This window comes from Collinsella vaginalis, from assembly GCF_900176655.1.
In the GTDB taxonomy this organism is placed as follows: domain Bacteria; phylum Actinomycetota; class Coriobacteriia; order Coriobacteriales; family Coriobacteriaceae; genus Collinsella; species Collinsella vaginalis.
In genome coordinates, this window is record NZ_LT838843.1 from 201,857 (window position 1) to 226,985 (window position 25,129).

15 protein-coding genes and 1 pseudogene are annotated in these 25,129 nt (G+C 65.2%); 7 read left to right on the plus strand and 9 right to left on the minus strand.

The genetic code is table 11. The features are described 5' to 3' along the window. Window positions 1-63 precede the first annotated feature (63 nt). Complete coding sequence (locus CAP13_RS02595) at window positions 64-1,596, minus strand: aminotransferase class I/II-fold pyridoxal phosphate-dependent enzyme (RefSeq protein WP_085830097.1); 1,533 nt, start codon at window positions 1,594-1,596, stop codon at window positions 64-66. Window positions 1,597-3,243: 1,647 nt separating this feature from the next. On the opposite strand from CAP13_RS02595, the gene CAP13_RS10470 reads away from it, so the two are divergent. Further along, window positions 3,244-4,485 carry an ATP-binding cassette domain-containing protein gene (locus CAP13_RS10470; protein ID WP_425429825.1) on the plus strand — a complete coding sequence of 414 codons (1,242 nt, stop codon included), beginning with the start codon at window positions 3,244-3,246 and terminating at the stop codon, window positions 4,483-4,485. On the opposite strand, the pseudogene CAP13_RS02610 reads toward CAP13_RS10470, so the two are convergent. Continuing rightward, window positions 4,415-6,841 (minus strand): annotated as a pseudogene (locus CAP13_RS02610) (DEAD/DEAH box helicase); the annotation flags it as partial. The gene CAP13_RS10470 and the pseudogene CAP13_RS02610 sit on opposite strands and share 71 nt — an antisense overlap. A gap of 166 nt (window positions 6,842-7,007) precedes the next feature. Here CAP13_RS02610 and CAP13_RS02615 point away from each other — a divergent pair. Then, a complete protein-coding gene (locus CAP13_RS02615) occupies window positions 7,008-7,682 on the plus strand; it encodes an ATP-binding cassette domain-containing protein (protein ID WP_245798869.1) in 675 nt (224 codons plus the stop codon). A gap of 255 nt (window positions 7,683-7,937) precedes the next feature. Here CAP13_RS02615 and trmB read toward each other — a convergent pair whose 3' ends face one another. Both trmB and CAP13_RS02625 read right to left on the minus strand, forming a co-directional pair. Continuing rightward, the gene (gene trmB, locus CAP13_RS09620) at window positions 7,938-9,173 is read right to left on the minus strand and encodes a DUF3516 domain-containing protein (RefSeq protein ID WP_143764874.1); all 1,236 of its coding nucleotides are present in this window, start codon (window positions 9,171-9,173) and stop codon (window positions 7,938-7,940) included. Between the two features lie 133 nt (window positions 9,174-9,306). Further along, window positions 9,307-10,155 carry a class I SAM-dependent methyltransferase gene (locus CAP13_RS02625; RefSeq protein ID WP_085830101.1) on the minus strand — a complete coding sequence of 283 codons (849 nt, stop codon included), beginning with the start codon at window positions 10,153-10,155 and terminating at the stop codon, window positions 9,307-9,309. Between the two features lie 471 nt (window positions 10,156-10,626). Here CAP13_RS02625 and CAP13_RS02630 point away from each other — a divergent pair, with 471 nt between their 5' ends. Further along, the gene (locus CAP13_RS02630) at window positions 10,627-12,627 is read left to right on the plus strand and encodes an elongator complex protein 3 (RefSeq protein WP_085830714.1); all 2,001 of its coding nucleotides are present in this window, start codon (window positions 10,627-10,629) and stop codon (window positions 12,625-12,627) included. Between the two features lie 10 nt (window positions 12,628-12,637). Continuing rightward, on the plus strand, window positions 12,638-13,621 hold the full coding sequence (locus CAP13_RS02635) for a spermidine synthase (protein ID WP_085830102.1): 984 nt from the start codon (window positions 12,638-12,640) through the stop codon (window positions 13,619-13,621). Here the strand turns inward: CAP13_RS02635 and CAP13_RS02640 are convergent. Then, complete coding sequence (locus CAP13_RS02640; protein WP_085830103.1) at window positions 13,618-14,307, minus strand: Crp/Fnr family transcriptional regulator; 690 nt, start codon at window positions 14,305-14,307, stop codon at window positions 13,618-13,620. The genes CAP13_RS02635 and CAP13_RS02640 overlap by 4 nt on opposite strands. 142 nt (window positions 14,308-14,449) lie before the next feature. Between CAP13_RS02640 and hcp the strand changes: the two genes are divergently transcribed. Further along, a complete protein-coding gene (gene hcp, locus CAP13_RS02645; protein WP_218775291.1) occupies window positions 14,450-16,045 on the plus strand; it encodes a hydroxylamine reductase in 1,596 nt (531 codons plus the stop codon). 195 nt (window positions 16,046-16,240) lie between these two features. On the opposite strand, the gene CAP13_RS02650 is transcribed toward hcp, so the two are convergent. The 4 genes from CAP13_RS02650 to CAP13_RS02665 all read right to left on the minus strand — a co-directional run bounded on the left by CAP13_RS02650 (window position 16,241) and on the right by CAP13_RS02665 (window position 22,779). After that, window positions 16,241-18,694 (minus strand): DEAD/DEAH box helicase, encoded by a 2,454-nt coding sequence (locus CAP13_RS02650; protein ID WP_085830104.1) that lies wholly within the window; start codon window positions 18,692-18,694, stop codon window positions 16,241-16,243. A 185-nt stretch (window positions 18,695-18,879) separates the two neighbouring features. After that, a complete protein-coding gene (locus CAP13_RS02655) occupies window positions 18,880-20,367 on the minus strand; it encodes a family 1 glycosylhydrolase (RefSeq protein ID WP_085830105.1) in 1,488 nt (495 codons plus the stop codon). Between the two features lie 35 nt (window positions 20,368-20,402). After that, window positions 20,403-21,833, minus strand: a complete 1,431-nt coding sequence (locus tag CAP13_RS02660; RefSeq protein ID WP_085830106.1) for a PTS transporter subunit EIIC — start codon at window positions 21,831-21,833, stop codon at window positions 20,403-20,405. Window positions 21,834-21,933: 100 nt separating this feature from the next. Then, window positions 21,934-22,779 carry a PRD domain-containing protein gene (locus CAP13_RS02665; RefSeq protein ID WP_179184900.1) on the minus strand — a complete coding sequence of 282 codons (846 nt, stop codon included), beginning with the start codon at window positions 22,777-22,779 and terminating at the stop codon, window positions 21,934-21,936. 374 nt (window positions 22,780-23,153) lie between these two features. Between CAP13_RS02665 and CAP13_RS02670 the strand changes: the two genes are divergently transcribed. Then, the gene (locus CAP13_RS02670) at window positions 23,154-24,551 is read left to right on the plus strand and encodes a glutamate synthase-related protein (RefSeq protein WP_085830108.1); all 1,398 of its coding nucleotides are present in this window, start codon (window positions 23,154-23,156) and stop codon (window positions 24,549-24,551) included. Between the two features lie 119 nt (window positions 24,552-24,670). After that, a complete protein-coding gene (locus CAP13_RS02675; protein ID WP_085830109.1) occupies window positions 24,671-25,105 on the plus strand; it encodes a Fur family transcriptional regulator in 435 nt (144 codons plus the stop codon). Window positions 25,106-25,129 lie beyond the last annotated feature (24 nt).

The window sequence follows — 25,129 nt, forward strand, 5'->3', positions numbered from 1 at the left end:
ACTCAGGAGGTCTTGAGGCGGCTGGCTCGCGCCCGCGCCCTTCGAGCCTCAAATCCCGCGGCCTCACGCCTGCCGGTACGTCGACATGAAGTCGGCGATGTCCTCCATGCACTCGGTGAGCACGCGCCGGCGGGGAAGGTAGACCACACGGAAATGGTCGGGTTTGGTCCAGTTGAAGCCCTTGCCCGGCACGAGCAGGACGCGCTTTTCGTGGAGCAGGTCGAGGGCGAACTGCTCGTCGTCGGTGATGTTGAACTTCTTGACGTCGATCTTCGGGAAGATGTAGAACGCCGCCTTCGGTTTCACGGCGGTGATGCCGGGGATCTGATTCAGGGCCTCGTACACAAGCTCGCGCTGGTCATATACGCGCCCGCCCGGCACGATGTAGCTGTTCACGCTCTGGTGCCCGCCGAGGGCCGTCTGCACGATGGACTGCGCCGGCACGTTCGAGCAGAGGCGCATGTTCGCGAGCATGTGCAGGCCCTCGATCAGGTCGCGGGCGCAGCGCTTGTTCCCCGAGAGCACCATCCACCCGATGCGGTATCCGGCGATCATATGGCTCTTCGACAGGCCGGAGAACGTGATGCAGAACAGATCGGGGGCGAGGCTCGCAATGGAGACGTGCTCAAGGCCGTCCATGACCAGGCGGTCGTAGATCTCATCAGAGAGGATCATGAGCTGATGCTCGCGGGCGATCTCGACGATCTCCTCCAGGATCTCGCGCGGGTAGAGGGCGCCGGTTGGGTTGTTGGGGTTGATGATGACGATGGCCTTGGTGCGTGGGGTGACCTTCTTCCGGATGTCATCGAGGTCGGGGTTCCACTCGGCCTGCTCGTCGCAGAGGTAGTGCACGGGCGTGCCGCCGGCGAGGGTCGCGCACGCGGTCCAGAGTGGATAGTCGGGACTGGGGATCAGGATCTCGTCGCCGTTGTCGAGGATGGCCTGCATGCAGAGGTTGATGAGCTCGGACACGCCGTTGCCGGTGTAGATGCCCTCGAGGTCGACGTTCGGCAGATGCTTGAGCTGGGAGTACTGCATGATCGCCTTGCGCGCAGAGAAGAGACCACGCGAATCGGAGTACCCCTCGCACTCGGGGAGCTGCTGGCGCATGTCCTGGACGACCTCATCGGGCGTGCGGAAGCCGAAGGGGGCGGGGTTGCCGATGTTCAGCTTGAGCACGCGCATGCCCTCGGACTCCATGCGGGCCGCCTCATCGACCACGGGACCGCGGACATCGTAGAGGACGTTGTCGAGTTTGGTTGACTTCTTGAACTGGCGCATGGTCGAGCTCCTCAGGGCCGGGGTTGACGGGTTGGACGACGGGGTGGTCTGGGCAGGCTGGGTCGCAGCCTGCGGGTTCTCACTATGGAGGGCGGCGTCGCCCGAGGCGAGCCAGGCGGCGCTCACCCCAAGCAGGCCGGCGAGCGTCTCCATGACCTCGGGCCGGGGGATGGTCTTGCCACTCACATACTGGCTGAGCTGGCTCTTTCCGAGTTTCTTACCTTGTGTGGTCGCGCTGTTGACAAGGTCGACCTGTTTGAATCCCCGATCGTCCATGACGTTGCGAAGCCGTTGGGCGAACGATCCCTGTCCCATAGCTACCTCCCTGAGTTCAAAATTGTTCAGAGTTCAAGATAGGGCGATCCTAGCACAGAAGAAATTGAACTTAAATTGAACTTTCAGAAGGGGCTGAAGAATGGGAAAGAGTGGTTTTCATGTGCTGAGGGGATGCCGCAATGGCATGCTCGTTTGCGGGGATAAAGTAGACCGCTGGCCGGGAGGCCCCGGGAGGGGTCGATACGAATGACAACGATGATCACAGTAGGAATTCCCGGCTGATGGGCGCGGAAGCGCCGACGATATGCGCCTTAGGATGGCGCAGAAGGAGGACGTGATGTCCGAGATGTTTGAGAACGTTGACGAGACGATGAACGAGGATGCCGAGGTTGAGACCAGCCCCGCGAGCGCTCCCGTCGAGGAGCCCGAGGCAGAGGTGAACCTGACGTCCGCTTCTGAGGAGGATGCGCCTGCCGTCGAGCAGGGCGAGACCTCCACGGGGTCCGCTGAGGCGATCCCGGGCGAGGTCGAGGCGCCCGCTGCGGAAGAGGTCGACGTTGAGCCGGCTCCCGCTGTGCCGGAGGTGTCCCAGAAGGAACTGAACGAGAACCTGATCAACAAAATCAAGCGCACCGAGAACCTGCTGTTCCGCCGGCGTGTCGCCCTTGAGCGCGCCGCCGAGGATCAGGCGGGCAAGGTGAACGAGCTGGCCCGTGCCATCAAGCTGCTTGATCTCAAGCCCAAGATGGAGCAGAAGGAGATGGCCGACCTGCTCGGCGTTCGTCTGCGCGAGCTTGACGCCCTGCTGGCCGAGGCCGAGAAGGTCGACCTCGTCGGCCGCATCGAGCCGGATGAGCCGGATATGCGCAAGGTGGTCGTCTTCGCGAGTGAGGACGCCGCCGACCATGTGGGCGACATCGTGAAGAAAGACGAGCCGCTTGTGCCCGGCCTTTCGAATGAGGAGGTCGAGGCGCTGTTCGCGCAGCTCGATAAGGTAATTGACCCGCTCGTGGCGATGGGCCTCGAGGAGGATCGCGGTGGCCGCGGTGGCGACCGTGGCGGGCGCGATAACGATCGCAGCCATGGCAAGTTCGGTGCCCCCCGCATGGGCTTCGGCGGTTCGCGCGGCGGGCACAGCGACCGCGGTGGCCGTGGTGGCTTCGGCGGCCGTGACCGCGATGACCGTGGTGGACGCGGTGGCTTTGGTGGCCGTGACGACCGCGGCGGCAGCCGGGGCGGTTTCGGCNCCTAGCGGTGCCGGGGTCTTTTTGTGGCGCTCGGGTCTGAGCCACCTTTCGATTGCGCTCGGTGGTGCCGTCCTGCGAATGGAATTGGCATTCGTGGAATATAAGTCGCGCACACGGCGGAAGCGCACGCCATGGTCCCGGGTGGAGGCCAGGTGCCCCGTCAGAGGGCCCCGCACATCTGGCGAAAGCGTGGTCGCGCCACGGGATACCCGGTCCGCTCCTTGCAATCTCGTTCGCATCCCCTATACCGGCTGCTCGCGCCCGCCCCGTGGGAGGGGTCGATGCGAGGGCGCCCACCTCCTTGAAGGGACCTATCGAGCACATGCGCTTCTAACTCCTCATCTGTGAATATGCGCGGGCCGTGCCGAGGACATCGGCTGCAGCGTCCGTCAAAGCCGGGTTTCCGGCAGTTGATCTGAGGAGATATGCCATGCAGCTCATGCTGAACGACGTCACCTACACCTATCCCGGATCCATCGATCCGGCGCTCTCACATGTCACGTTGAGCTTCCCCGCTGGTTGGACCGGCCTGCTCGGTGACAACGGCTGCGGGAAGTCCACGCTCGGGCGCATAGCCGTCGGCGCGCTCACGCCCGATGCGGGCACCGTGACCGCGGGGCTGGTATCCGCGCTCTGCGCGCAGGAGACGGAGATTTCGCCTGACAATCTGACAGATTTCGCCCTTGCCTGGGACCGCGATGCGCGTGAGCTTCGTGAGGCGCTCGGCATCGAGGACGACATGGCGTGGCGCTATGACGAGCTCTCCCATGGCGAACGGAAGAAATTGCAGGTAGCGGCTGCCTTATGGACCCATCCAGACGTGCTGGTCCTCGATGAGCCCACGAACCACCTCGACGCACCGAGCGTCCGGACACTGACCGAGGCGCTCAAAACCTACCGGGGGATCGGCATTCTGATCTCGCACGATCGCGATCTGCTGGATGCCTTGGTTGGCCGATGCGTCTCGTTCGAGGACGGCGGCTTGCGCATGCGCGAGGGCGGATACACCCGTGCCCACGCGGCATGGGAGCATGACCGGGCAGCTACGATGGCCGAACGCGGCCGCGCGAAGGGGGAGCTGGCCCGGCTCTCGGCTGAACGCGCTCGGCGGACCGATCTCGCCGCGCGATCCGATGCCCGCCGCTCCAAGCGGCATCCCGACCCTGCTGATCACAGCGCGGCCGAGCGCATCAACCTGGCGATCTACAGCGGTCAGGATGGGGCGCGAGGCAGGTTGTCCACGCAGCTGGACTCCCGGATCGCCGCTGTTGAGGGAAGGGTTGCCGCCGCGCGGGTCTCAAAGCGCTACGACGGCGATCTCTGGCTCGATGCGGAGCCCGCCCGCCGCCGGGTTCTCATCCGCCTTCCCGAGGGGGAGATTCTCTGCGGGGAGGGGACGCTCGCCTTTCCTGAGCTCTTCGTTGGCAACACCGACCATATCGCGCTCGTGGGGGCGAACGGGGCGGGGAAGTCGACGTTTCTCGCGCATATGCGCTGCCTGATCGATCCCGACCTGCCGGTGATCGATCTCCCTCAGGAGATTGACGCGCCCGCCCGCCGCCAGGTCCTCGAGCGTGTGCGCGGCCTCTCCACAGCGGAGCGCGGGAAGGTGCTCTCGACGGTGGCGCAGCTNCCTGCATCCATTCGTCAACGAGGCTCGAGTCGACGGAGCGTACTATGAGGCCGAGCCACGCGATGATGTCCTCGAGCTGCTCGCTGCGATGGGTGACGGGCACCGTGCGGTCGAGGGCGCGGAAGGCCTCAGCGAGGTAGCGCAGGAGGATGCCCTCACTGCGCTCAATCTTGTAATGGGCGATGTAGCTCTTGAAATCGAAGCCTCCCTCGAGCATGTCGCGCAGGACGCTCTTGGGCGAGAGCTCGAAATCGCGCGCCCAGGGCACCTTCGCGCAGTAGAGGGCAAAGGCCGCCTCAAGCTCGTCCTCAAGCGGCTTGTCATAGGTGACCTCCGCGATTCGCTCAAGGCGCTCCTCGTACTCGACGCCCTCTGCCTTCATCTCGGCCATGGCTTGGTCGCGGGCGCGGCGCTCCTGCGCGCGAAGGATCTGCTTGGGGTCCTCAAGGGTGGCCTCCACATAGGAGATGAGATCGAGGGTGTAGGAGGGGGAGTCCTGATCGAGCAGCTCGAGGGCGGCGAGCAGGAACGGGGAGAGCGGCTGGTCGAGGGCGAAGTCGTCGGGGAGGTCCACGGTCAGGGTGTAGGTGGCCGGCCGGGTGTCTGCGAGGAGTGAGGGGGCCGGTGCAACGGAGGCATTCGACACCTCGTCCGCGGCACCGCCCGCCGGCGCGTCGGCCTCATCTGCGTCCTCGGTGGTCGCAAGCTGAACCTCGCTTCTCGTGGACGCGTTCCCTTCCGCCGCGCCGCCATCTGCAAGCGCATCGCCGAAGTCGACGCCGGTCGCATCGGCGGGATCATCGGCCTCGCGACCCACCTCCGGGGAAGGGCTGCCGGGGTCCGCAGCTGCCGACTCATCCTGCCCGCCTTTGATCTCGCACACCACGACGCCGGCGTCGATGAGCGTGGCCAGGATCTCGGCTCCGCGGGCGCGCAGGGCAACCTTCTGCTCGTCCGTCTGGAGTGAGCGGACGATGAGGTCCTGTATGCGCGCCCAGGCGTCCCCACCCTGCTCGACCTCGGCGAGGACCATGGAGTGGGTGATGCGCAGGTGCGGGTGGAGCGTCTCGGGCGCTGATTCGACGAGGCGGGTGAAGGTGTCCTCATTCCAGGTGACGAAGCCCTCGGGCGGGCGCTTTCTCTTCAGGCGCTTCATCTTCTTGGGATCGCCCATGGCCTTGAGCTCGGCCTTGTGGTTCTCGATCTCGAACTCGGGAGCCTCGGCAATGACCACGCCCTCGGTGTCGAACCCGGCGCGCCCCGCGCGGCCGGCGATCTGATGGAACTCGCGCGAGCGCAGACGGCGCTGCTTGTAGCCGTCGAACTTGGTGAGCCCGGTCATGAGCACGGTGTGGATGGGCACGTTGATACCCACGCCGAGGGTGTCGGTGCCGCAGATGACAGGCAGGAGGCCCTGCTGCGCGAGCTTCTCCACGAGCAGGCGGTACCGGGGGAGGAGTCCGGCATGGTGGAGGCCCACACCGGCAGATATGAGTCCGCGCAGGGTCTTGCCGAAGGCGGTCGTGAAGCGCTCCTGGCGTATGGCCTCCTTGATGGCCTCGCGCTGCTCCTTGGATGCGACGCCGTAGCTCGCCAGCGCCCGGGCGCTGCTCAAGGCGGCGTCCTGCGAGAAGTGCACGATGTAGAGGGGGGAGTCGCCTTCGCGCAGGGCCAGCTCGACGGTGGCCTCGAGGGCGGTCTTGACGTATTGGTAGGAGAGGGGGACGGGGCGCGGCGCCTCCGTGATCTGCTCGACCTCGCGGCCCGTGCGCTCGCCGAGGGCGTGCGCGATGGCGGTCATGTCGCCCAGGGTGGCGCTCATGAGCATGAACTGCGTACGGGGCAGGGTGAGGAGCGGCACCTGCCAGGCCCAACCGCGATCGGGGTCGGAGAAGAAGTGGAACTCGTCCATCGCGACGGCCCCCACATCGGCCCCCTCGCCCTCGCGGAGGGCCTGGTTCGCGAGGATCTCGGCCGTGCAGCAGATGATGGGCGCTGCGGTGTTGATGTGGGAGTCCCCGGTGATCATACCGACGTTGTCCCGGCCGAAGATCTCCACGAGGGCGAAGAACTTCTCGGAGACGAGGGCCTTGATGGGGGCTGTGTAGTAGCCGCGCCGTCCGGCCGCCATGGCCATGAACATCATGCCGATCGCGACGAGGGACTTGCCCGATCCCGTGGGTGTGCCGAGGATGACATTTGAGCCCGCGGCGAGCGCGAACAGGGCATCCTCCTGGTGGGGCCAGGGCGTGATGCCGCGCGCCTCGACCCATGAGAGGAAGCGCTCATAGGCTTCCTCGGAGGTGAGCCAGGGCTCGGGGGCACTGCCGTCCTCCGGCTCCCACCAGGCAGGCGAGAGCTCGCCGAGCGAGCCGTGGGCGAAGGGGTCTGTGATCTCGGTCATATGGGACTCCTCTGTTCGACGAACCCATCATAGCGGCTTGTGCGGACGGAACGGCGCGGGGGCGGTGCGCGGCCTGGGCCGCCTATCGGCTATCGACGCCGCTCCTGCTAGTTCCGCTGCCCGGCTCGCCGCGCCGCNCAGCGGTCAGGATGGGGCGCGAGGCAGGTTGTCCACGCAGCTGGACTCCCGGATCGCCGCTGTTGAGGGAAGGGTTGCCGCCGCGCGGGTCTCAAAGCGCTACGACGGCGATCTCTGGCTCGATGCGGAGCCCGCCCGCCGCCGGGTTCTCATCCGCCTTCCCGAGGGGGAGATTCTCTGCGGGGAGGGGACGCTCGCCTTTCCTGAGCTCTTCGTTGGCAACACCGACCATATCGCGCTCGTGGGGGCGAACGGGGCGGGGAAGTCGACGTTTCTCGCGCATATGCGCTGCCTGATCGATCCCGACCTGCCGGTGATCGATCTCCCTCAGGAGATTGACGCGCCCGCCCGCCGCCAGGTCCTCGAGCGTGTGCGCGGCCTCTCCACAGCGGAGCGCGGGAAGGTGCTCTCGACGGTGGCGCAGCTGAATTCAGATCCCGACCGGATTCTCTCGGGCGATGGGACAAGTCCCAGTGAGCTGCGCAAGCTCATGCTGGCCATGGGGATGCTCAGCGGACCGGCGCTCATCATCATGGATGAGCCCACGAACCACCTCGACCTGCATTCCGTCGAGGCCCTCGAGCGGGCCCTCTCCGGATTCCCTGGAGCGCTCGTTTTGGTGAGCCACGACCAGCGCTTCCTCTCCGCCTGCACCTCGGTGCGCTGGGAGATCGAGGGCGGTGCGCTCCGCGTGCGCCTATGATGAGTGAGCGAACGACGCGGCGTCACGGTTTGTCCTGACGACCTCCGTTTACGCCTGCGATATGTCCGAAGCGGGAGCGCGGGGAGCGCGCCCATGGGATAAAGCCGCGTGCGGAGGTGACCGAGGGGGCGCCTCAGCGGCTCGCGACCAAGCTGGAGGAAACCGCGCACGGAGGCTGCACTTCGGCGTCCACGGCCGCATTGAAGAGCGGCGGCGCACGCCGTGGAGCCGGCCTGTTCGCCCCGCCCTGTACCGTTAGCGACCCTCCTCGAGCAGGTCCTCGATCACGCCGACGCGATAGCGGCTGAAGACGACGCCGTCGCCCGCCTGCGTCGCATCGAGATCCACATCGGCCATGATGCTGAAGTCATGGTCGCCGTTGGAGTCGGCGAAGACTTGCTGCACGTGCCAGACATGATCGTCTCGCTCGTCCGCGTCATTGATGTGGAAGTAGGCCGTTGAGCGGGCATCCGCATCGGTGAGCAGCTCCTCGTGCTCCTCATAGAAGGCATCGAGGACGCGACGCCACCGTGCTTTTCCGAAACCCCATTCGACATCGATGTCGCCGAGCTCGTCGGCCTGGTCGCGGGCGGCGAGGCGGACGCGCTGGAAGAGGGCGTTGCGCACCAGAAGGGTGAGCCCGCGGCGGTCGGCGACCACCGCATCGGCGAGGGGACCAGGNCGCGCCGCGTTGGCCCGCCGATTCCGGAAGGTCTCAACCGCCCACGACATGCCATGAGGGATGTAGGAGCCCTCGTAGAGGTCGTCCGGGAGGTACGCGAAAAGACTCTGCGGCACGTTTCGCGCGGCCTCCACCTGCTCGCCTGTGGGCTCCGGTCCCGGCGTCGCGCACAGGCCGAGGCTCCGCGCCCCCTCTTGCGAGAGCTTCAGCTCGTATTCGCTGGCAGGGATCTCGGGGTGGTCGGCGCGGAGGCCGGCGGAGGTCCAGAGGATTTGCCATCCGGCACCTGCCAGCTGGGCCATCGAGAAGTCGAGGAACGGCTCGCTGTCCGTTCGCAGGGTGAGGGTCCCGCCCGGGGCCATGAGGCCACGGTACTCGAGGAGTCGATCCACCTGCGTGACGCGGCCCGGCGCCTGCTTCTTGCGGGGGAACGGCGTGGGGAAGCTCAGGGTGATCGCGGAAAGCTCGCCGGGGGCGAACACGCGGGCGAGATCGTCGGCGCGGCCGGGGATCAAGAGGGCGTTCGGCACCCGGGCGTCGCAGACGGCCTGCGCCGCGTAGGCGATGCAGACGGGCTCGGAATCGATGCCGATGAACAGCGTATCGGGATCAAGACGGGCGGCTTCGACAAGGTAGCTTCCCTTGCCGCAGCCGAGGTCGAGGTGAACCGCCGCAAACGGCGTGCCGCCTGCGGGCGCGCACGCTGCCGCCCAGCGCCCCCGGTACGCGGACGGCACCACCTCAATGGCGGTGGCGTAGCGCTCGAGGCGCTCCTCGAGGACGAAGTTCTTGGGGCTGCGGGCGTGCATGGGACTCCTGGTGCGGACGGGATTTGAACCGCACCATTGTACGCGAGGGGGTGCTGAAGGGATCGGGAGGATCTCAACGACACAAGAGGTGATGGCGGTTGCTCAGGCTCGTTCGCGCGGCGGACCGCGCGGGTCAGTGACGTTGCAGGATGAGGTAGCGGTTGAGCGACCCGGTGGACCCGTCTGCGGAGAAGCGGGCGAGCTCGCCTGCCAGGGGTTCGAGGGCCCTGGTCAGGTCGTTGAGCTCATCCTCGGAGGTGTGGTGGCAGTAACGGAATGCCGTCGGGTCTGCTTGCCAGCCAAGGAGGTGGTCACCAGGTTCAAGTTCGCATGGGTCAAAGGTGGGGAAGGGCGGCCGCACGGCTGCGCGCTCGGCAGTCCGAGCCGCTTGGCGGGCGAGGCGCGGATCATCCATGAAGCGCCAGTATGAGAGGGCCACAATGCCGCCGGGTCGCGTCGCGTCAAGGAGGGCGCGAACGGCTCGCTCCCGGAGCTCGGCGGTGGGGACATGGTGCAGGAAGCCGAAGCAGACCGCAAGATCGGTGGGGGTATCGAGGGGAAACGACTCGTTGGCGGCGAGGTGCTCGAGGATGTCGAGCTCGATGAGGTGGCACGAGGGGGAGATGCTCCCTGCCGTCATGAGCGGGGCGCAGCGGTCGATGGCATCGAAGGTGAAGCTCGCCCCGGGCACCTCCTCATGCAGGAACCGCTCGAACCGCAGGTTGCCGCAGGCGAGGTCGAGGACGCGCACGGATCTCGGCGCCTGCGCTGGGAGAGTATCACGTGCGTCGGCTGCGTTGAGACGGTCGGAGTGGTGTTCAGGACGGATCCGCTGCGCCAGAACTCCGGCAGCTCGCGCGTAACGGACAACCTCGCGCCACCCCGCCCAAGGCGCGGAACGCGTAGCGGAGAACGATGCCGCATGCTCCGCATAGAATCGGTTGTTGAGCGCGATGAGCTCGCGGGCGAATGACGGCTCCATAACCCTTCCCGTTCAGGTGATCCGTGCACCACATCCTAACCGATATGCTACGCATTGCCTCGTCCTTGCCGCTCAGCGATGTCGGCACAAACGGGCATGAAAACATACTCGCAGCCGCGTTTTCAAGCAAAACGCCTTTGGGACCACTTCGAGAAGACGTTTTCCGCGCATATCATGCACGCGCTCGCATCCTGGTGCCTGCTGTTGACCAGTCGATTCACGCGGGATCGAAACCTACTCTCGACTGTGCTCTCAGGCAAAATGCCTTTGCGAGCGCCTCGAGATGACGTTTTGCCCCCCCCATCTCGCACATCACTGTTTCGCGGCATTTTTGGCCAGGGAATCGCGTTCCCATATGCGGTGCATCCCCCGTGCGTGGGCGCGCGGTGCCCATTCCGGCCCGGAGCGCGGAGGTCCATGCAGACGGACGACGAATATCGGGTGTTTCATGCATGCGCTACAATCTGGCGCATGGACGAGATCATCACTGACATCGTGGAGGCGCTGCGGGCGGGGGAGGCGGTTGATGATCGCGCCCTCGTCCGCATCGTCCATGCGCAGCTCCGCCGCGACCATGTTGATAAACGAACCTATGCGAAGCGACGGCTTCTGCCGTTCTACCTACGCGTCAAACGGGAGGAACCGGACCGTTGGCGCTCATGGGGCATCACGTCGGAGCTCGAGGAGCGCCTGCTCGCGGTCCTGCGCATGAAGCCGCGGCGCACGGCGTCGGGGGTGGCCACGATCACGGTCATCACCAAGCCCTGGCCGTGCTCGGGGGACTGCCTGTTCTGCCCCAACGACGTTCGCATGCCCAAGAGCTACCTGCATCGCGAGCCGGCCTGCGAGCGCGCCGAGCAGAACTGGTTCGATCCGTACCTGCAGGTGTCGGCCCGTCTGACGGCGCTCTCCCAGATGGGGCACGCCACGGACAAGATCGAGCTCATCGTGCTCGGCGGTACGTGGTCTGATTACCCGGAGGACTACCAGATCTGGTTCATCTCGGAGCTCTTCCGGGCTTTGAACGAAGGAGCGGCCTATCCCGCCGACACCGCGGCGGCATCGGGACACACCCCGGTGAGCGGTAGGGACGTGTCCGAGGCCATAGACGCTGATGAGCCCGAAGCGAGGGACGGCCACCTCGCCAACCGGTCTCCTGATCGAGCAGCTTTGCGCGAAACGACCGATCAGAATCCTCGCCGCGCATCAGGTCCATCTGCGCCGGCGCCACTTCCCGCCACCGCCGCTGCGCGCATCGCCTGGTATCGGGACCAGGGGTTCCCGGCACGCGAGGACGAGCTCTCCGCCTTCGCTGCCGGGGCGCAAGCGGCGGTCAATACCGGTGCCCGCAGCTACAACCAGGCGATCCACGAGCTGTATGGGGCGAGCGCCCCGCATCGCACCCTCGCGGCCGCCCAGCGTGGCACCTGGGAGGAGCTCGAACGCCTGCAGCATGAGAACGAATCCGCCCGCCACCGGGTCGTCGGGCTCGTGATCGAGACACGGCCCGATGCCGTGGGACCTGAGGCGCTCATGCGCATCCGACGCCAGGGGGCGACCAAGGTCCAGATGGGCGTGCAGAGCCTCAACCAAGCTGTTCTCGACATCAACGGCCGGGGCCTCACGGTCGAGCAGATCGAGCGCGCCTTCGCGTGGCTTCGCATCTTCGGCTTCAAGATCCACGCGCATCAGATGGTGAGCCTCTTGGGCGCGACCCCCGAGCTTGACCGCGCCGACTACCGCCGCCTCGTCTCAGATCGGGCCTTCCTTCCCGATGAGGTGAAGCTCTACCCCTGCGCCCTCATCGAGAGCGCGCGCCTCCTGCGCAACCATCAGGATGGAAGCTGGCGGCCGTATCCAGAAGAGGGGCTGCTTTCCATCCTCGCCGACGACATCGTCGCAACCCCACCGTACTGCCGCATCTCCCGTATGATCCGCGACTTCTCCTCGGGGGATATCCGCGCCGGCAACAAGAAGCCGAACCTGCGGCAGCTCGTCGAGGCGCGTCTTGAGCGCGGCCAGGCGACGGTCCGTGAGATCCGGTTCCGTGAGGTGGGGACCGGGGAGGTGAATGTCGAGCGCCTTCGTATGTTGGAAGTGCCCTATGAGACCTCGGTCTCGCGGGAGCGGTTCATCGAGTGGCGGGCACAGGACAACCGCATCGCGGGATTCCTCAGGCTCTCGCTTCCCGATCCATCGTTTATCGCCGCGCATACTGGTGAGATCCCTATGCGGCCGGGTGAGGCCATGATCCGTGAGGTGCATATCTACGGTGCCGTGGCGCGCCTCGGCGAGGGTGGCCGTGCCGCCCAGCATCTCGGCTTGGGACGGCGCTTGGTCGAGCGCGCCTGCGAGATCGCGCGTGAGGCCGGATACCGACGCGTGAATGTGATCTCTGCGGTGGGCACCCGTGCGTACTACCGGGCCCTCGGTTTTGCGGATAATGGCCTGTACCAACAGCGTGAGATCTGAGGGGGCCGTTATGGCCAAAGGAACTATGAAGGCCGCGGCCGTCGCCGCCACCGTCGCCGCAGGAGCTCTGCTCGGCGCGGCGGCGGTGTCGGTCGCACGTCGGCATTGCCTGCAGGTGATCAGGACAAAGCACGGTATCGCCCGGGTCCATGTGGTGGAGGGCGCGTCGGGTGAGCGCATCCGCGTGCTCAGCCAGGGTGGGGTCTACCAGAGCGCGAGCTACCTGGGAGAGCTCCGATTCGAGCCCGTGTTCTCCTACTACCGCGGATTCGACATCCCGTTCTCCCATGAGACCCCGCAGTCGGTCCTTCTGATCGGCGGCGGTGGATTCTCGTATCCCAAGCACCTGCTCACCAGCGCCTCCGGCGTCCATCTCGACGTGGTCGAGCTCAATGCCGCCGTCGTGCGCGCCGCCCGACGCTGGTTCTTCCTCGACGAGCTCGAACGCCGCCTCGCCGACCCGCGCACCGCTGATGGCAATTCGCTCCGCATCATCGTGGGCGACGGCCGCGATCTGGTTGAGCGGGGCGAGGGCGAGATCCTCTCGACGGCTGGTGCCCCGTCCGTGGGCACGCGTCCCGGATTCGCGGTTGAGGGGCCCGGGTACCCTTTGCGGAGCCTGAGGGCCGGCGAGATCATCCTTCCCCGGTACGATGCGATCATCAACGACGCGTTCGCGGGCGCGGAGCCCGCTCCTGCGCTCGCAACGGTGGAAGCGGTCCAGGCCATAGCCGGCCGCCTCGCGCCCGGGGGCCTTTACCTCTCAAATGTTGTCTCCCGCGATGGCGGTCGAGACCTCACCTTCCTGCGCGACGAGATCGCAACGCTCTTGCAGGTCTTCGCGCATGTCCAGGTTATCGAGACGAGCGATGAGGTCTGGGGCGGGGAGGACAACTACCTCGTCGTCGCCAGCGACCGCGCGATCGACCTGCCAGAGTCGATCCCCTTCGGGGAGGAGCTGCTCGGGCGCGCCCTGCGCGATCCGGCGGCCTAGCCTTCCGCAGCCTCGACGAGGAGCTCGAACTCGCTGCGCCGGGTGCGCAGGAGGCCGTCGCGCTGCATGCGACCGAGCTCGCTTGAGAGGGCGCAGCGGTCGACGGCGAGGTAATCGGCCAGCTGCTGGCGGTTGAAGGGGATCGAGAAACGCCGCGATCCGGCTCTCGCCGCCTCGGATGACAGGTAGGAGAGCAGCTTCCCCCGGATCGACTTGGGACTGGTGTGGAAGATGCGCCGTGAGAGCTCGATGTTCTTGCGTGCGGAGAGCATGAGGAGGTTCGTGAGCAGGCGCGCGTGGTAGGCGCAGCCCTTGTCGCAGGGGCGGAGCACGTGGTTCACGTTCAGGAGGAGGATCCGCGTCCCCTCGGTCGCGACGGCGTTGACCAGCAGTGGCGTGTTCGGCGCGCACGCGTAGCTCTCCCCAAAGACCTCACCGGGTCGGGCGAAGCCGATCACCGAGGTGTCGCCCCAGGCGTCGGTGCGCTCGATGCGCACGCCCCCGTCCAGCACCAGTCCGAACGCGGGCGCCGGCTCGCCCATGCGCAGGATCAGCTCCTCTGATTTGAAGGCGCGAACTCGTGCGCCCATGCACCTGAGCATGGATACGGTGTCGTCGTGGTCGATGCCTTCAAACGGCGCGGTGCCGGCAACTTGGTTTGCAATCTCGTCATAGTTAAGGGCCATGTACGCTCCCTACCAGGGGATGGAAAAGCTTCCCCGAAAACCATCGATACGTTGTGAAAACAACATACACCTTCGAGGCGCGTTTGTATAATCGCGGCAACAGGGTGTGAGGAGCGCACCCGTGAACATGAGAGGGGATTTCATGATCAAACTCGATACCAGCATGTTCTGCTTCCAGTGCGAGCAGACGGCGAACTGCTCCGGATGCACCGCCCAGGCCGGTGTCTGCGGCAAGGACGCCGAGACCGCAGCTGAGCAGGACGAGCTCACCTCCGCCCTCATCGGCCTCGCCCGCGCCGCCGAGGGCAAGACCACGGGCCGCGATCTCGATGAGCTCCTGTACGAGGGGCTCTTCACCTGCGTGACCAACGTTGACTTCGATCCGGAGGCGGTGCGCCGTGTCACCGTGCGTGTGCGCGAGGCCGCTGCCGAGCTGAACGGGGGCACCGCGCCCGAGGGGTACGATCTCGCCGAGCTCTGGGGCGGGCCCGATGAGGACATCCGCTCCGTGAAATCGCTCATCCTCTTCGGTCTGCGCGGCATGGCCGCCTATGCCCATCATGCGATCGTTCAGGGCTACACCGACGACGACCTCGCCGCCCACTTCTACCGGTCTCTCCGTGCGATCGGGACCCCGGGTTCCGTCGACGAGCTCCTGCCCGAGGCGCTCGCGGTGGGCGAGGCCAACTTCACCTGCATGAAGCTCCTCGATCAGGCCAACACCGAGTCCTTCGGCAAGCCCGTGCCCACCGAGGTCCCGCTCGCGATCGAGCCCGGCCCCTTCATCGTGGTCTCCGGACATGATCTCAAGGATCTGAAGCAGCTCCTCGAGCAGACCGACGGCCGCGGTGTGAACATCTACACCCACGGCGAGATGCTCCCGGCGCACGCCTATCCTGAGCTTAAGAAGCACCCTCAGCTCAAGGGCAATTTCGGTACCGCTTGGCAGAACCAGCGTCGTGAGTTCGACGGCATGCCCGCTCCGGTGCTCTTCACCACCAACTGCCTTATGAAGCCCAAGCCGAGCTACGCCGACCGCGTCTTCACCACGAGCGTCGTGGAGTACCCCGGGCTCGCGCACATCGACACGGCGGAGGATGGCACCAAGGACTTCACCGCGGTTATAGACTGCGCCCTCACGCTTGGTGGATACACCGAGCGCCAGGAGCTCACGGGCATCAACGGCGGCTCGAGCGTGACCACGGGCTTTGGGCATGACGCGGTGCTCGGTGTGGCCGACAAGGTCATCGAGGCCGTCAAGTCCGGCGCCGTGAAGCATATCTTCCTCGTGGGCGGCTGCGACGGCGCTCGCCCCGGCCGCAACTACTACACCGATTTCGTGGCGAACGCGCCCGAGGACTCGCTGATCCTGACGCTCGCCTGCGGCAAGTTCCGCTTCAACGACCTCGATCTCGGCACCATCGGCGGGATCCCGCGCATCCTCGATATGGGTCAGTGCAACGACGCCTACAGTGCCCTGGTGGTTGCCCTCGCCCTCGCCGACGCCTTTGAGTGCAGCGTGAACGAGCTGCCGCTGACGCTCGTGCTCTCCTGGTACGAGCAGAAGGCCGTGGCGATCCTGCTCACCCTGCTGAACCTCGGCCTCAAGGGCATCTACCTCGGCCCGACCCTGCCGGCCTTCGTGAGCCCGAACGTCCTGAACGCGCTGGTGGAGAACTACGACATCCATCCGACCTCCACGCCGGAGGAGGATCTTAAGGCTATCCTCGCTGCGTAGAAGCGATGAGGGGCTGTGCTGGGATCAGTGCAGCCCGAGTACGCGCCTTAGGCTGTTGGCTGGTGCCCGCAGCCCGGATGTCCGGGCTGCGGACGCTTTTTGTTCGTAAGCGGTCTGCTGGGGCGCCGTCCCCATGCGCCTGCGTTCGCCCTGTTGCCGACTAATCACGGGGCGTCTCCTATGATCAGACGGAGCTCACCCGCAGAAGCGCTCCCGCCACTCGAGGACGCGCTCGCGCATCCCGGCGATATCGAGGACGCCCTCCGCGAATCCCTTGCGCACCAGTTCCTCAGGCAGCATGCCATCGTATTTGTCGAAGTAGGGGACCTCGCCGGGATACACGAGCTCGATGGGGTCGAACGGAGCCTCCGCCTCCTCGGCAAGCACCTCGAAGAACTCGCGTTCATCCACGTTCTCACCGAGCCGCAGCTGCATGAAATAGGGGCGCGACGGGTCGAGCCCGCGCAGTCCGAGCCGGGCAGCGCACTTGATCTTGAGCAGGCGCTCGAGCGCGAGGAACGCGTAGCTCCCGAGCCAGGGGAAGAGCGCCCACGAGCTCCCGCCGAGGTTGATGAGTGGGCAGGCCTCAGGTCCGCTGACGCGGGCATTCTCCGTTACATGGCGGGCGTGAATGAGGCGCGCCCGGGCATTGCCGAGCAGGTACGGATAGGCTTCGTGCTCCTCCAGGACGCGTTTCATGCGTGCGAGCACATGCGTGTCGATGTTTCCCGCGACATCGCCGAAGTAGGCGGGAACGCGGCCTTTGACCTGCGTGCAGTAGACGAGATGGCGCTTCCAGTCCACCTCCTCGACGAGCCAGCAGTGCCCCGCGATCGCGATGCGCTCGCCGGCTGGCGGCGGGTTCACGATGGTGCCGAGCTCGGCGCTCTCCGAGCGCACGGTGAACTCCTCGTTCTCCTGGAAGACCGCGTAGAACTTGAATGAGTTGATGACGCGCTCTCCGGCGAGCCCCACGATGAGGCCGCCGCCCTCCGTGAGCTCGACCTGCTCGATCTCGATGAGGTGCCGGAGGAGCTGGCGGAGGTCATCTGATGAGACGCGGTGGAAGTAGCTGAGGTTGCCCACGCGATCTGCCAACTCGGCGGGGGAGAGCTCCCCCGTGGAGGCGAGGATCGACATCACCTGGTGGTAGAGCAGGCTGTAGGGGAGCCGGTTGAGATCGGGCGGCTCGACCCAGCGCTCCTCCCGGTAGAGCTGGACGAGGGCGATCCCCTGTATGAGCTTCCAGGGTATGGTCTCGGGCAGCAGCGACTGCGGCTCGGGCTGCTCCTCGCGCATGACGAAGTGCATCTCGGGTGGTGAGCCGCGCCGGCCGGTGCGGCCCATGCGCTGCAGAAAGCTTGAGACGGTGAACGGGGCGTCAATCTGGAAGGCGCGCTCGAGCCTGCCAACATCGATGCCGAGCTCCAAAGTCGCCGTGGTCACGGTGGTGTCCAGGCGCTCCGGATCGCGCATGAGCTCCTCGGCCGCCTCACGGAAGCTCGATGAGATGTTCCCATGGTGGATCAGGAAGCGGTCGGGCTCGTGGTTGGCCTCACAGTAGCTGCGAAGCATCGAGCAGACGGCCTCCGCCTCCTCACGGGAATTGGAGAATACGAGGCATTTGGCGCCGTGCGTGCGCTCGAAGATGTACCCGATGCCCGGATCTGCCCCTGCGGGTGCGGTATCAGAGGGCAAGACCAGGGCGGACTCATCAGCCTGCGGGATGCTGACATCGGCGGGTCCGCCATCAGGATGGGGGTTGTCATTGTCGGGGCCATGGGGGTCGGCAGCTGCCGGCACGAGGGCGTGCGGCTCAGCTGCGGCGTCGTATGCCCGGTCGAGGAGGTCCTCAACTGAAGGCGCGGCGGGGGTCTCGCGGGTGATGGCTACGACCTCGGCAGGGACGGGCCCCGTTCCCGATGCCGCGCGCTCAGGTGCCTGCGGCCCGGTTATATAGAAGTGCTCCATTGAGAGACGCCAGGTGCGCCGGGGCTCTTCAAAACGAGGTATGACGCAGTTGCGGCCGGTTCCCTGTGAGAGGAAGGCCCCGGTGTGCTCCGGGTCTCCGATGGTGGCGGAGAGCCCGATGCGGCGGGGGTTGACGCCGGCCATGCGCGAGAGGCGCTCGATGAGGCAGAGGGCCTGCCCGCCGCGATCTCCGCGCAGGAGGGAATGGACCTCGTCGATGACCACGTAGCGCAGGTCGCAGAAGAGGCGCCCGATGGCGTTGTGCCGGTGCAGGAGCAGGGCCTCGAGTGACTCGGGCGTGATCTGCAGGATACCGCTGGGATGTTTGAGCAGACGGGCCTTATGCGAGGCGGCCACATCGCCGTGCCAGTGCCAAACGGGGATGTGAGCCTCTTGGCAGAGGTCATTCAAGCGCAGAAACTGATCATTGATAAGGGCTTTGAGCGGTCCGATGTAGAGGGCCCCGACACTTGCGGGCGGGTTCTCCCAGAACTCCGTGAGGATGGGGAAGAAGGCGGCCTCCGTCTTACCGGAGGCGGTGGAAGCGGTCAGCAGGACGTTCTCATCGGTATCGAATATGGCCTCAGCGGCGGCGACCTGAATGCCCCGGAGATCCTCCCAGCCGTGGTCGTAGATGAAATCCTGCACGAACGGTGCGTACCGATCGAAGACGCCCATTGTCCCTCCCTCGCGATAAACTAGATTGCGAACATACGTTCTATTCTAGCACAAAGGAGGAAAGATCGGGAGATGAATCAGGGGGAGCCGGTCGGCTCTCACCGGGCTGTGCGCATGCGCCCGCGCCGCAGCCAATGGAGGCGCGCCCGCCGACCCTTTCAAGAGGCGGCGGGCGCGCACGGGGCCTACGCGCCGGTTGACGCGTGCTCGCCGTTGCTCGCTATGATCTGGCGATAATACTCAAAACCGTCCTTCTTGATCCGTTCGAATGTCCCGTTTCCGTAGTCGTCCATGTCGACGTAGATGAAACCGTACCGCTTCGACATTTGGCGGGTGCTCTCGCTCACCAAATCGATGCAGCCCCACCATGTGTATCCGATGAGATCGACGCCGTCCACGTTGATGGCGTCGCTCATGGCCCGAACATGCTCGGCAAGGTATTCAATCCGGTAAGGATCGTGCACCCGCCCGTCCGCCTCGACGGTGTCCTTCGCGCCCAGGCCGTTCTCAACGATCAGCAGGGGTTTGCGGTACCGGTCGTAGAGTTCGACGAGTGAGATGCGCAGGCCTGTGGGATCGGTCTGCCATCCCCATTCGCTGCTCGGCAAGTAGGGGTTCTTCACGCCGTTGACCGTGTTGCCCGGGGCCATGTCGAGGCCATCGGTGTCGGCCGCCATGCAGCTCGTCATGTAATAGGAGAAGCTCACGAAATCCACCGTGCCTGCCCGAAGTATGTCGGCATCCTCGGGACGAGATTCAATCGAGAATCCCTTGCGTTCGATCGCCGTGAGCAGATAGCGGGGGTACTCTCCGAACGCCTGGATATCCACATACCGGTAGATGCTGCGCATCCTCTGCTGTATTGCCAGGTTGTCCTCGGGCTTGCACGTGTACGGGTAAAACATGAGCTTGGTCATCATGCAGCCGACCTGCGAGTCCGGAACAAGCTCATGGCAGAGCTTCACCGCACGCGCACTGGCCAGCATCTGATGGTGCATCGCCTGATAGATAACCTGCTCAAATGGAAGCCCGGGGAACCTGTCCTCGATGAGCCCTCCGGAGGTCACCGCATGGCGCAGCATCGCGTCCACCTTGTTGAAGGTCAGCCAGTACTTGACGAGGCCCCCAAAGCGTTCAAAGCAGGTGCGAGCGTATTTGACAAACAGATCGATGCACTCCCGCGAATACCAGCCCTGGAAGTCCGTCACCAGCGCGAGGGGCGGGTCGTAGTGGGAGAGCGTCACGATGGGTTCGATGCCGTGCGCACGGAGCTCCTTGAACAGGTCAAGGTAGTATGCGATGCCCTCCTCGTTGGGCATTGGGTCGCGCGGGTCGGTGTAGATGCGGCTCCAGCAGATCGAGACGCGGAGCGCTCGAAATCCCATCTCAGCGAAAAGCTCGATATCCCCTTGGTAGCGATGGTAGAAATCGATAGCGCGCCGCTTGGGGTAGTTATCAGAGGCATCCGCAGCGAGCGCGCGGTCAAGATCTGCGGTCGAGAATGCGAACTGTTTAGTGAAGTCGGCGACGCCGACCTCGCGATAGGGCAGGCAGTCCTGGACCGTCATGCCCTTTCCGCCCTCATCCCAAGCGCCTTCGATCTGGTTGGCCGCTGTGGCCCCACCCCATAGGAAGCCGTTGGGGAAGTGAATCGGTGCGGTGTTTCTATACATAGGTGCACTCCTTCATCGATGTGGGTTCAAAGAGGTTATGCCTGCACACCGGACTCGCTCGACGCATGGTCATCCGACGCCTCCGCGCTGCTGTCCTTGGAAATGACGAGCGAGACGAGGAAACTCACAACCGCCGAGACCGCGCTTGCGACGGCCCACCAGACCACATTCATGGGCTTGTCCGCTGAGACCATGAGCAGGCCCTGGAAGATGCCGCCGCCGTATGCTTGGACGGCGCAGCCGAAGAAGCCGATGATGGCCCCGCCCAGGGCGCCGCCGATCCACGATGCGATAAAGGGGGACTTTCGCGGCAGGGCCATGGAGTAGATGATCGGCTCGCTGATGCCGAGGAAGGACGTCAAGCTCAGCATGAGCGCCTCGCTGCGGTCCTTCTTATCTTTCTGGCGGAGCATGTAGCCGAGGCCCGCGCCGGCGAGCGCGAACAGGGAGACGCCGGCCATGGCAAGGATCGGGTCCTCGCCGAACGTCGTGATGTTGTTCATCATGATCGGGCTGAAGGCGCGGGCGACGCCGAGCATGATCAGGACCTGGAAGAACGCCCCGAGCACGGCGCCTGCGATCGTCGGGCTCACGGCGATGATAGCGCTCACGATCCCTGCGAGCGCGTTTCCGATCCAGGTCATGAGGGGGCCGATGACCAGGAAGGTGATCCGGGCGACAACGACCATGGTGAGCAGGGGCACGAACATGAGCGAGATCACGCGCGGGAGCCGTGCCCGCCAAAAGCGCTCGACGATCCCCGTGAACCAGGCTGCGATCAGGATGGGGAAGAGCTGGTAGGCGTATCGGGTGAGGATGAGGGGGATCCCGAGGAATGTGAGCTCAACGCCGTCTGTGAGAGCTGCCACGATGTCGGGGTAGACCATCGAGGCCCCGATCACGGCGGTGAGGTAGGGATTGGCCCCAAACGTTTTTCCGGCGATGAAGCCAACGAGGATCGGAAGGTAGTACATAACGGAGGAGCCGACCGCGTTCAGGGCAAGATACGCGCCGTCGGTTGTCTGCATGAGCCCGGCCGTCGTGAGCACGGTGAGGGTGCCGCGCAGCATACCGGATGCAATCAAAAGACCGACCAGCGGGAAGATGCAGCTCGAGATGATCCTGATAAACCGATTGAAGATACCGCCGCCTGCTGAGGGCAGCTTCAGGCCATCGATCTCGTCGGGCGCATCCTCTTGAACGGTCGTCTCGCCAAGCTCGCATCCGACCGCCTCAGCGACCGCGGCGGCAACGTCGGCCACCTCGGGGCCGATGATCACCTGGTACTGACCATTCGCGTGCACGACTCCCTGCACATGGTCGAGACCTTTGACGCTGCCGTCATCGGCATGCGACTCGTCTTTGAGCACGAGGCGCAGACGGGTCATGCAGTGCGTGACGCTGGTGATGTTGTCCTTGCCTCCAACCGCGATTATGATCGCGTTCGCTAGCGTTGCGTAGTCCATGGGACCTCCTCGGGTAGCTGCCGATTTCCCGGCACCTGTGGATTGGGGTGAGAGGGGTCGCATGCTGCGCTGGGCCCGGCGTCGCATGCGGCGGGATATGCTATCGCGTCGCGTCCGAGCGCAGGCGGTTGAGGTACATCATCAGATAGAGGGTCTCCTCATCCGAGCTCGCGCGGCCGTAGTGGGAACAAAGGAATTCGCTGACGCGCAGGGCGCACCGATATGCTTCGGGGAAGCTCTCGCTCACATGGGCGAAGAGCCCTGCGTTCTGCGATGCGACGGGGTCTTGATCGCTGCTCAGGCGCTTGATGAGATAGCGGATATGGGTGATGAAGCGCACGTAGCCCCATGAGGACCGATCGACGTTGATATCCATCTCACGCTCGACGATCGCGGTGACCTGCTCGATCACCGCGGCGCTTTTCATGATCAGCGCGATGTTCTCCGGGTCATGGGCATCGGCCGATTCCGCGTTCACGAGGTGTAGGGCGATCGAGCTCACCTCATGATCCGGCAGGCGGATGCCCGTGTGGCGCCACATGATGTCGAGCCCGCGTCGCGCGACCTCTGACTCGCGGGGATATACATATTCGACTTCGAGCGCAAGAGGGTTGTCAAAAGCGATGCCGTCTTTTGCGCGCTCCACGGCGAATTGGAGATGATCTCCGAGGGTGAAGACCAGATTTGAGTTCAAGTCGCACCGGAGGGCGGCGGAAGCAAGATCGCCGATGTCGAGGGCGGCTGCGAGCACGTCGTCCGAGATTGATGAGACGGCTCTGAGCAGGCCCTGATCGACATCGCGGAACACGCGCTGGATAGTTGACTCGTCGGTCAGCTCGTAGGGGATCGGAGGAAAACCGACGCCTGTGGCGAACGCGACGGACTCACGGCCCTGTTCATCGCGGGCGAGCGCGACGTTGTTGTTGATCTTTTTGAAAATGCGCATGATCCGGAACTCCAGGTACATGCGAGCAGAAGATCCGCGTCTCCGCGCGGCCACCGGTGATGCCCCCGAAGGGTGACAAATCGGCTGTGCGAATCATAGGGACTTTGTTTGCGAATCGTTAAGCGGGTCCGCGCTTGTGACCGCTTGCCGGTGATTTCCTACCGTTCGTCTTGAATGGCGCGACAGAAGTCTGCGCGAATGGCACGCGTTGAGCGAAGACGCCCGTTGATCTCCTTTTCTCTATTGTAAAATACGAACACATGTTCTATTATTACGGTGGAGATGGGACTCACGAGCCCCCCGCCGAAATGCCGTCGGGAAGGGGGTCTATATACGATACGCTGGGGGAAACGGCCGTGAAGAGGGGAGTCGACATGGCAAGGTATCAATGTCCGATGTGCGGGTGGGCGTACGACGAGGAAGTGGAGGGGCAGCCGTTTTCATCGCTGGACAGCTGCCGTATGTGCGGGTCACCCGCCTCTGGATTCATCCGCATCGAGGATGATGCGGAGACGGCTGAGACGGAGGAGGACACCTACGAGGAGGGGCCCCTCCCCGTACCTGCTGATCTGCGCCGGGTTGATCCCTCGATCCGGCACCTCTCCACCATTCACGAGCTTGCGGAGCATGGTCGCCTGCCGGATGCCGCCATGGCGACCACGCTCCCGCTGCCCGCATGGGAGGACATCCTCGTCCTCGGGGCCCAGCTCGACCCGATGCCGCTTGCGGAGGACGCCGAGGTCGACATCTCCTGCACGATAGGGCCGGGCGCCGTGCGTCCGCTCACGATCGCGGGGCCGGTGTTCGTATCCCACATGTCGTTCGGCGCGTTGAGCGCGGAGGCGAAGGTCGCCCTCGCACGCGGTGCCTCGGCGGTGGGCACGGCCATGTGCTCGGGGGAGGGCGGTATTCTCCCCGCGGAGCGCGAGGCGTCAACGCGCTACATTTTTGAAATCGCCCCACTGCGGTACTCGGCAACGGATGAGAACCTGCGCGCCGCCGATGCGATCGAGATCAAGATCGGCCAGGGCACCAAGCCCGGTATGGGCGGTCACCTGCCGGGAGGGAAGGTGACGGAGGAGATCGCCCGCATCCGCGGTCGGATGCCCGGCGAGGACATCATCTCGCCGTCCACGTTCCCGGGTATGGACGGTGTGGACGGCCTCAGGGCGCTCGTCGAAGAGATGCGCGAGCGCTCCCTTGGTGCTCCGGTGGGCATCAAGCTGGCCGCCGGCCATATCGAGCGAGATCTGGATGTCGCCCACGCGGCAGGGGCCGATTTCATCACAATCGACGGCCGCGGCGGCGCCACGGGCGCATCTCCCGCCATGCTCCGCGATGCCTCCTCGATTCCTACGATGTACGCCCTTGTCCGCGCGCGCCGCCATCTTGATGAGCTCGGTTCGAAGGCGAGTCTCGTCGTCACCGGCGGCTTGCGCGTCGCCTCGGATATCGTGAAGGCGCTTGCGCTCGGCGCCGATGCGGTGGCCCTCGCCTCTGCATCGCTCATGGCCCTCGGCTGCCAGCAGTATCGGATCTGCGGCAGCGGGCTCTGTCCGCTCGGCATCGCCACCCAGGATCCAGAGCTGCGGGGCCGCCGTGATTGGGATGCGGCGGCCGTGCGCGTGGAGAACTTCTACCGCGCGACCTTCGACGACCTCAGGATGTTCTGCCGTGTCACGGGGCATCGAAGCATCGGCGAGCTCTCGCCTGATGACCTTGCGAGCGCGAATGCGGATATGGCGGAGCGGTTGGGGATCTCCCGCGCTTGACCAGTGGAACGCTCGCCCTGCTCGGATGCACCCGTGTGCATTTTGTGCAGGCATGTTCGCTATGCCATACTTTGAAATTGAAATTGGATTCCAGTTCTTGGAATGCTGGAGGGAGAGCCATGGCGCGCGGTGCGTACGAGACGCGGCAGAAGCAATCCATCATCGCCGTCATGGCAGCGCATGACGACGCCTTCCTGAGCGTCGATGCCGTCTGCGAGCTGCTGCACGGGCATGGGGTCGAGGTGGGGCGAACCACGGTCTACCGCACGCTCGAGCGCCTCGTCGCAGAGGATCGCATGCTCAAGGTCGCCGAGGTCCGCGGTGGCGCCGCCCAGTACCGCATCGCGCCCGAGCAGGCCCCTGCGGACACCGAGGGGCAGCTCAGATGCGACAGCTGCGGTCGCGTGCTGCCGCTGACCTGCGAGAGCCTGGGGGCCTTCTCCGAGCATGTCCTGCAGGAGCATGGTTTCGCCATCAACTCCGCCGCAAGCGTCCTGCACGGCACCTGCGCGGACTGCCTCTCCGCCGCGAACCCGCCCGCGTCCAAGAGCTGAGATCCGTCCCGCTACGAGCAAGGA

Bases quoted from the DNA above. Each gene is read 5' to 3' on its own strand.
- CAP13_RS02670 (WP_085830108.1), top strand. From the start codon at position 23,154: ATGGCAAGGTATCAATGTCCGATGTGCGGGTGGGCGTACGACGAGGAA.
- CAP13_RS02640 (WP_085830103.1), bottom strand. From the start codon at position 14,307: ATGGCCCTTAACTATGACGAGATTGCAAACCAAGTTGCCGGCACCGCG.
- CAP13_RS02635 (WP_085830102.1), top strand. From the start codon at position 12,638: ATGGCCAAAGGAACTATGAAGGCCGCGGCCGTCGCCGCCACCGTCGCC.
- CAP13_RS02650 (WP_085830104.1), bottom strand. From the start codon at position 18,694: ATGGGCGTCTTCGATCGGTACGCACCGTTCGTGCAGGATTTCATCTAC.
- CAP13_RS02675 (WP_085830109.1), top strand. From the start codon at position 24,671: ATGGCGCGCGGTGCGTACGAGACGCGGCAGAAGCAATCCATCATCGCC.
- CAP13_RS02595 (WP_085830097.1), bottom strand. From the start codon at position 1,596: ATGGGACAGGGATCGTTCGCCCAACGGCTTCGCAACGTCATGGACGAT.
- CAP13_RS02660 (WP_085830106.1), bottom strand. From the start codon at position 21,833: ATGGACTACGCAACGCTAGCGAACGCGATCATAATCGCGGTTGGAGGC.
- CAP13_RS02630 (WP_085830714.1), top strand. From the start codon at position 10,627: ATGGACGAGATCATCACTGACATCGTGGAGGCGCTGCGGGCGGGGGAG.
- CAP13_RS02625 (WP_085830101.1), bottom strand. From the start codon at position 10,155: ATGGAGCCGTCATTCGCCCGCGAGCTCATCGCGCTCAACAACCGATTC.
- CAP13_RS02655 (WP_085830105.1), bottom strand. From the start codon at position 20,367: ATGTATAGAAACACCGCACCGATTCACTTCCCCAACGGCTTCCTATGG.
- hcp (WP_218775291.1), top strand. From the start codon at position 14,450: ATGATCAAACTCGATACCAGCATGTTCTGCTTCCAGTGCGAGCAGACG.
- CAP13_RS02665 (WP_179184900.1), bottom strand. From the start codon at position 22,779: ATGCGCATTTTCAAAAAGATCAACAACAACGTCGCGCTCGCCCGCGAT.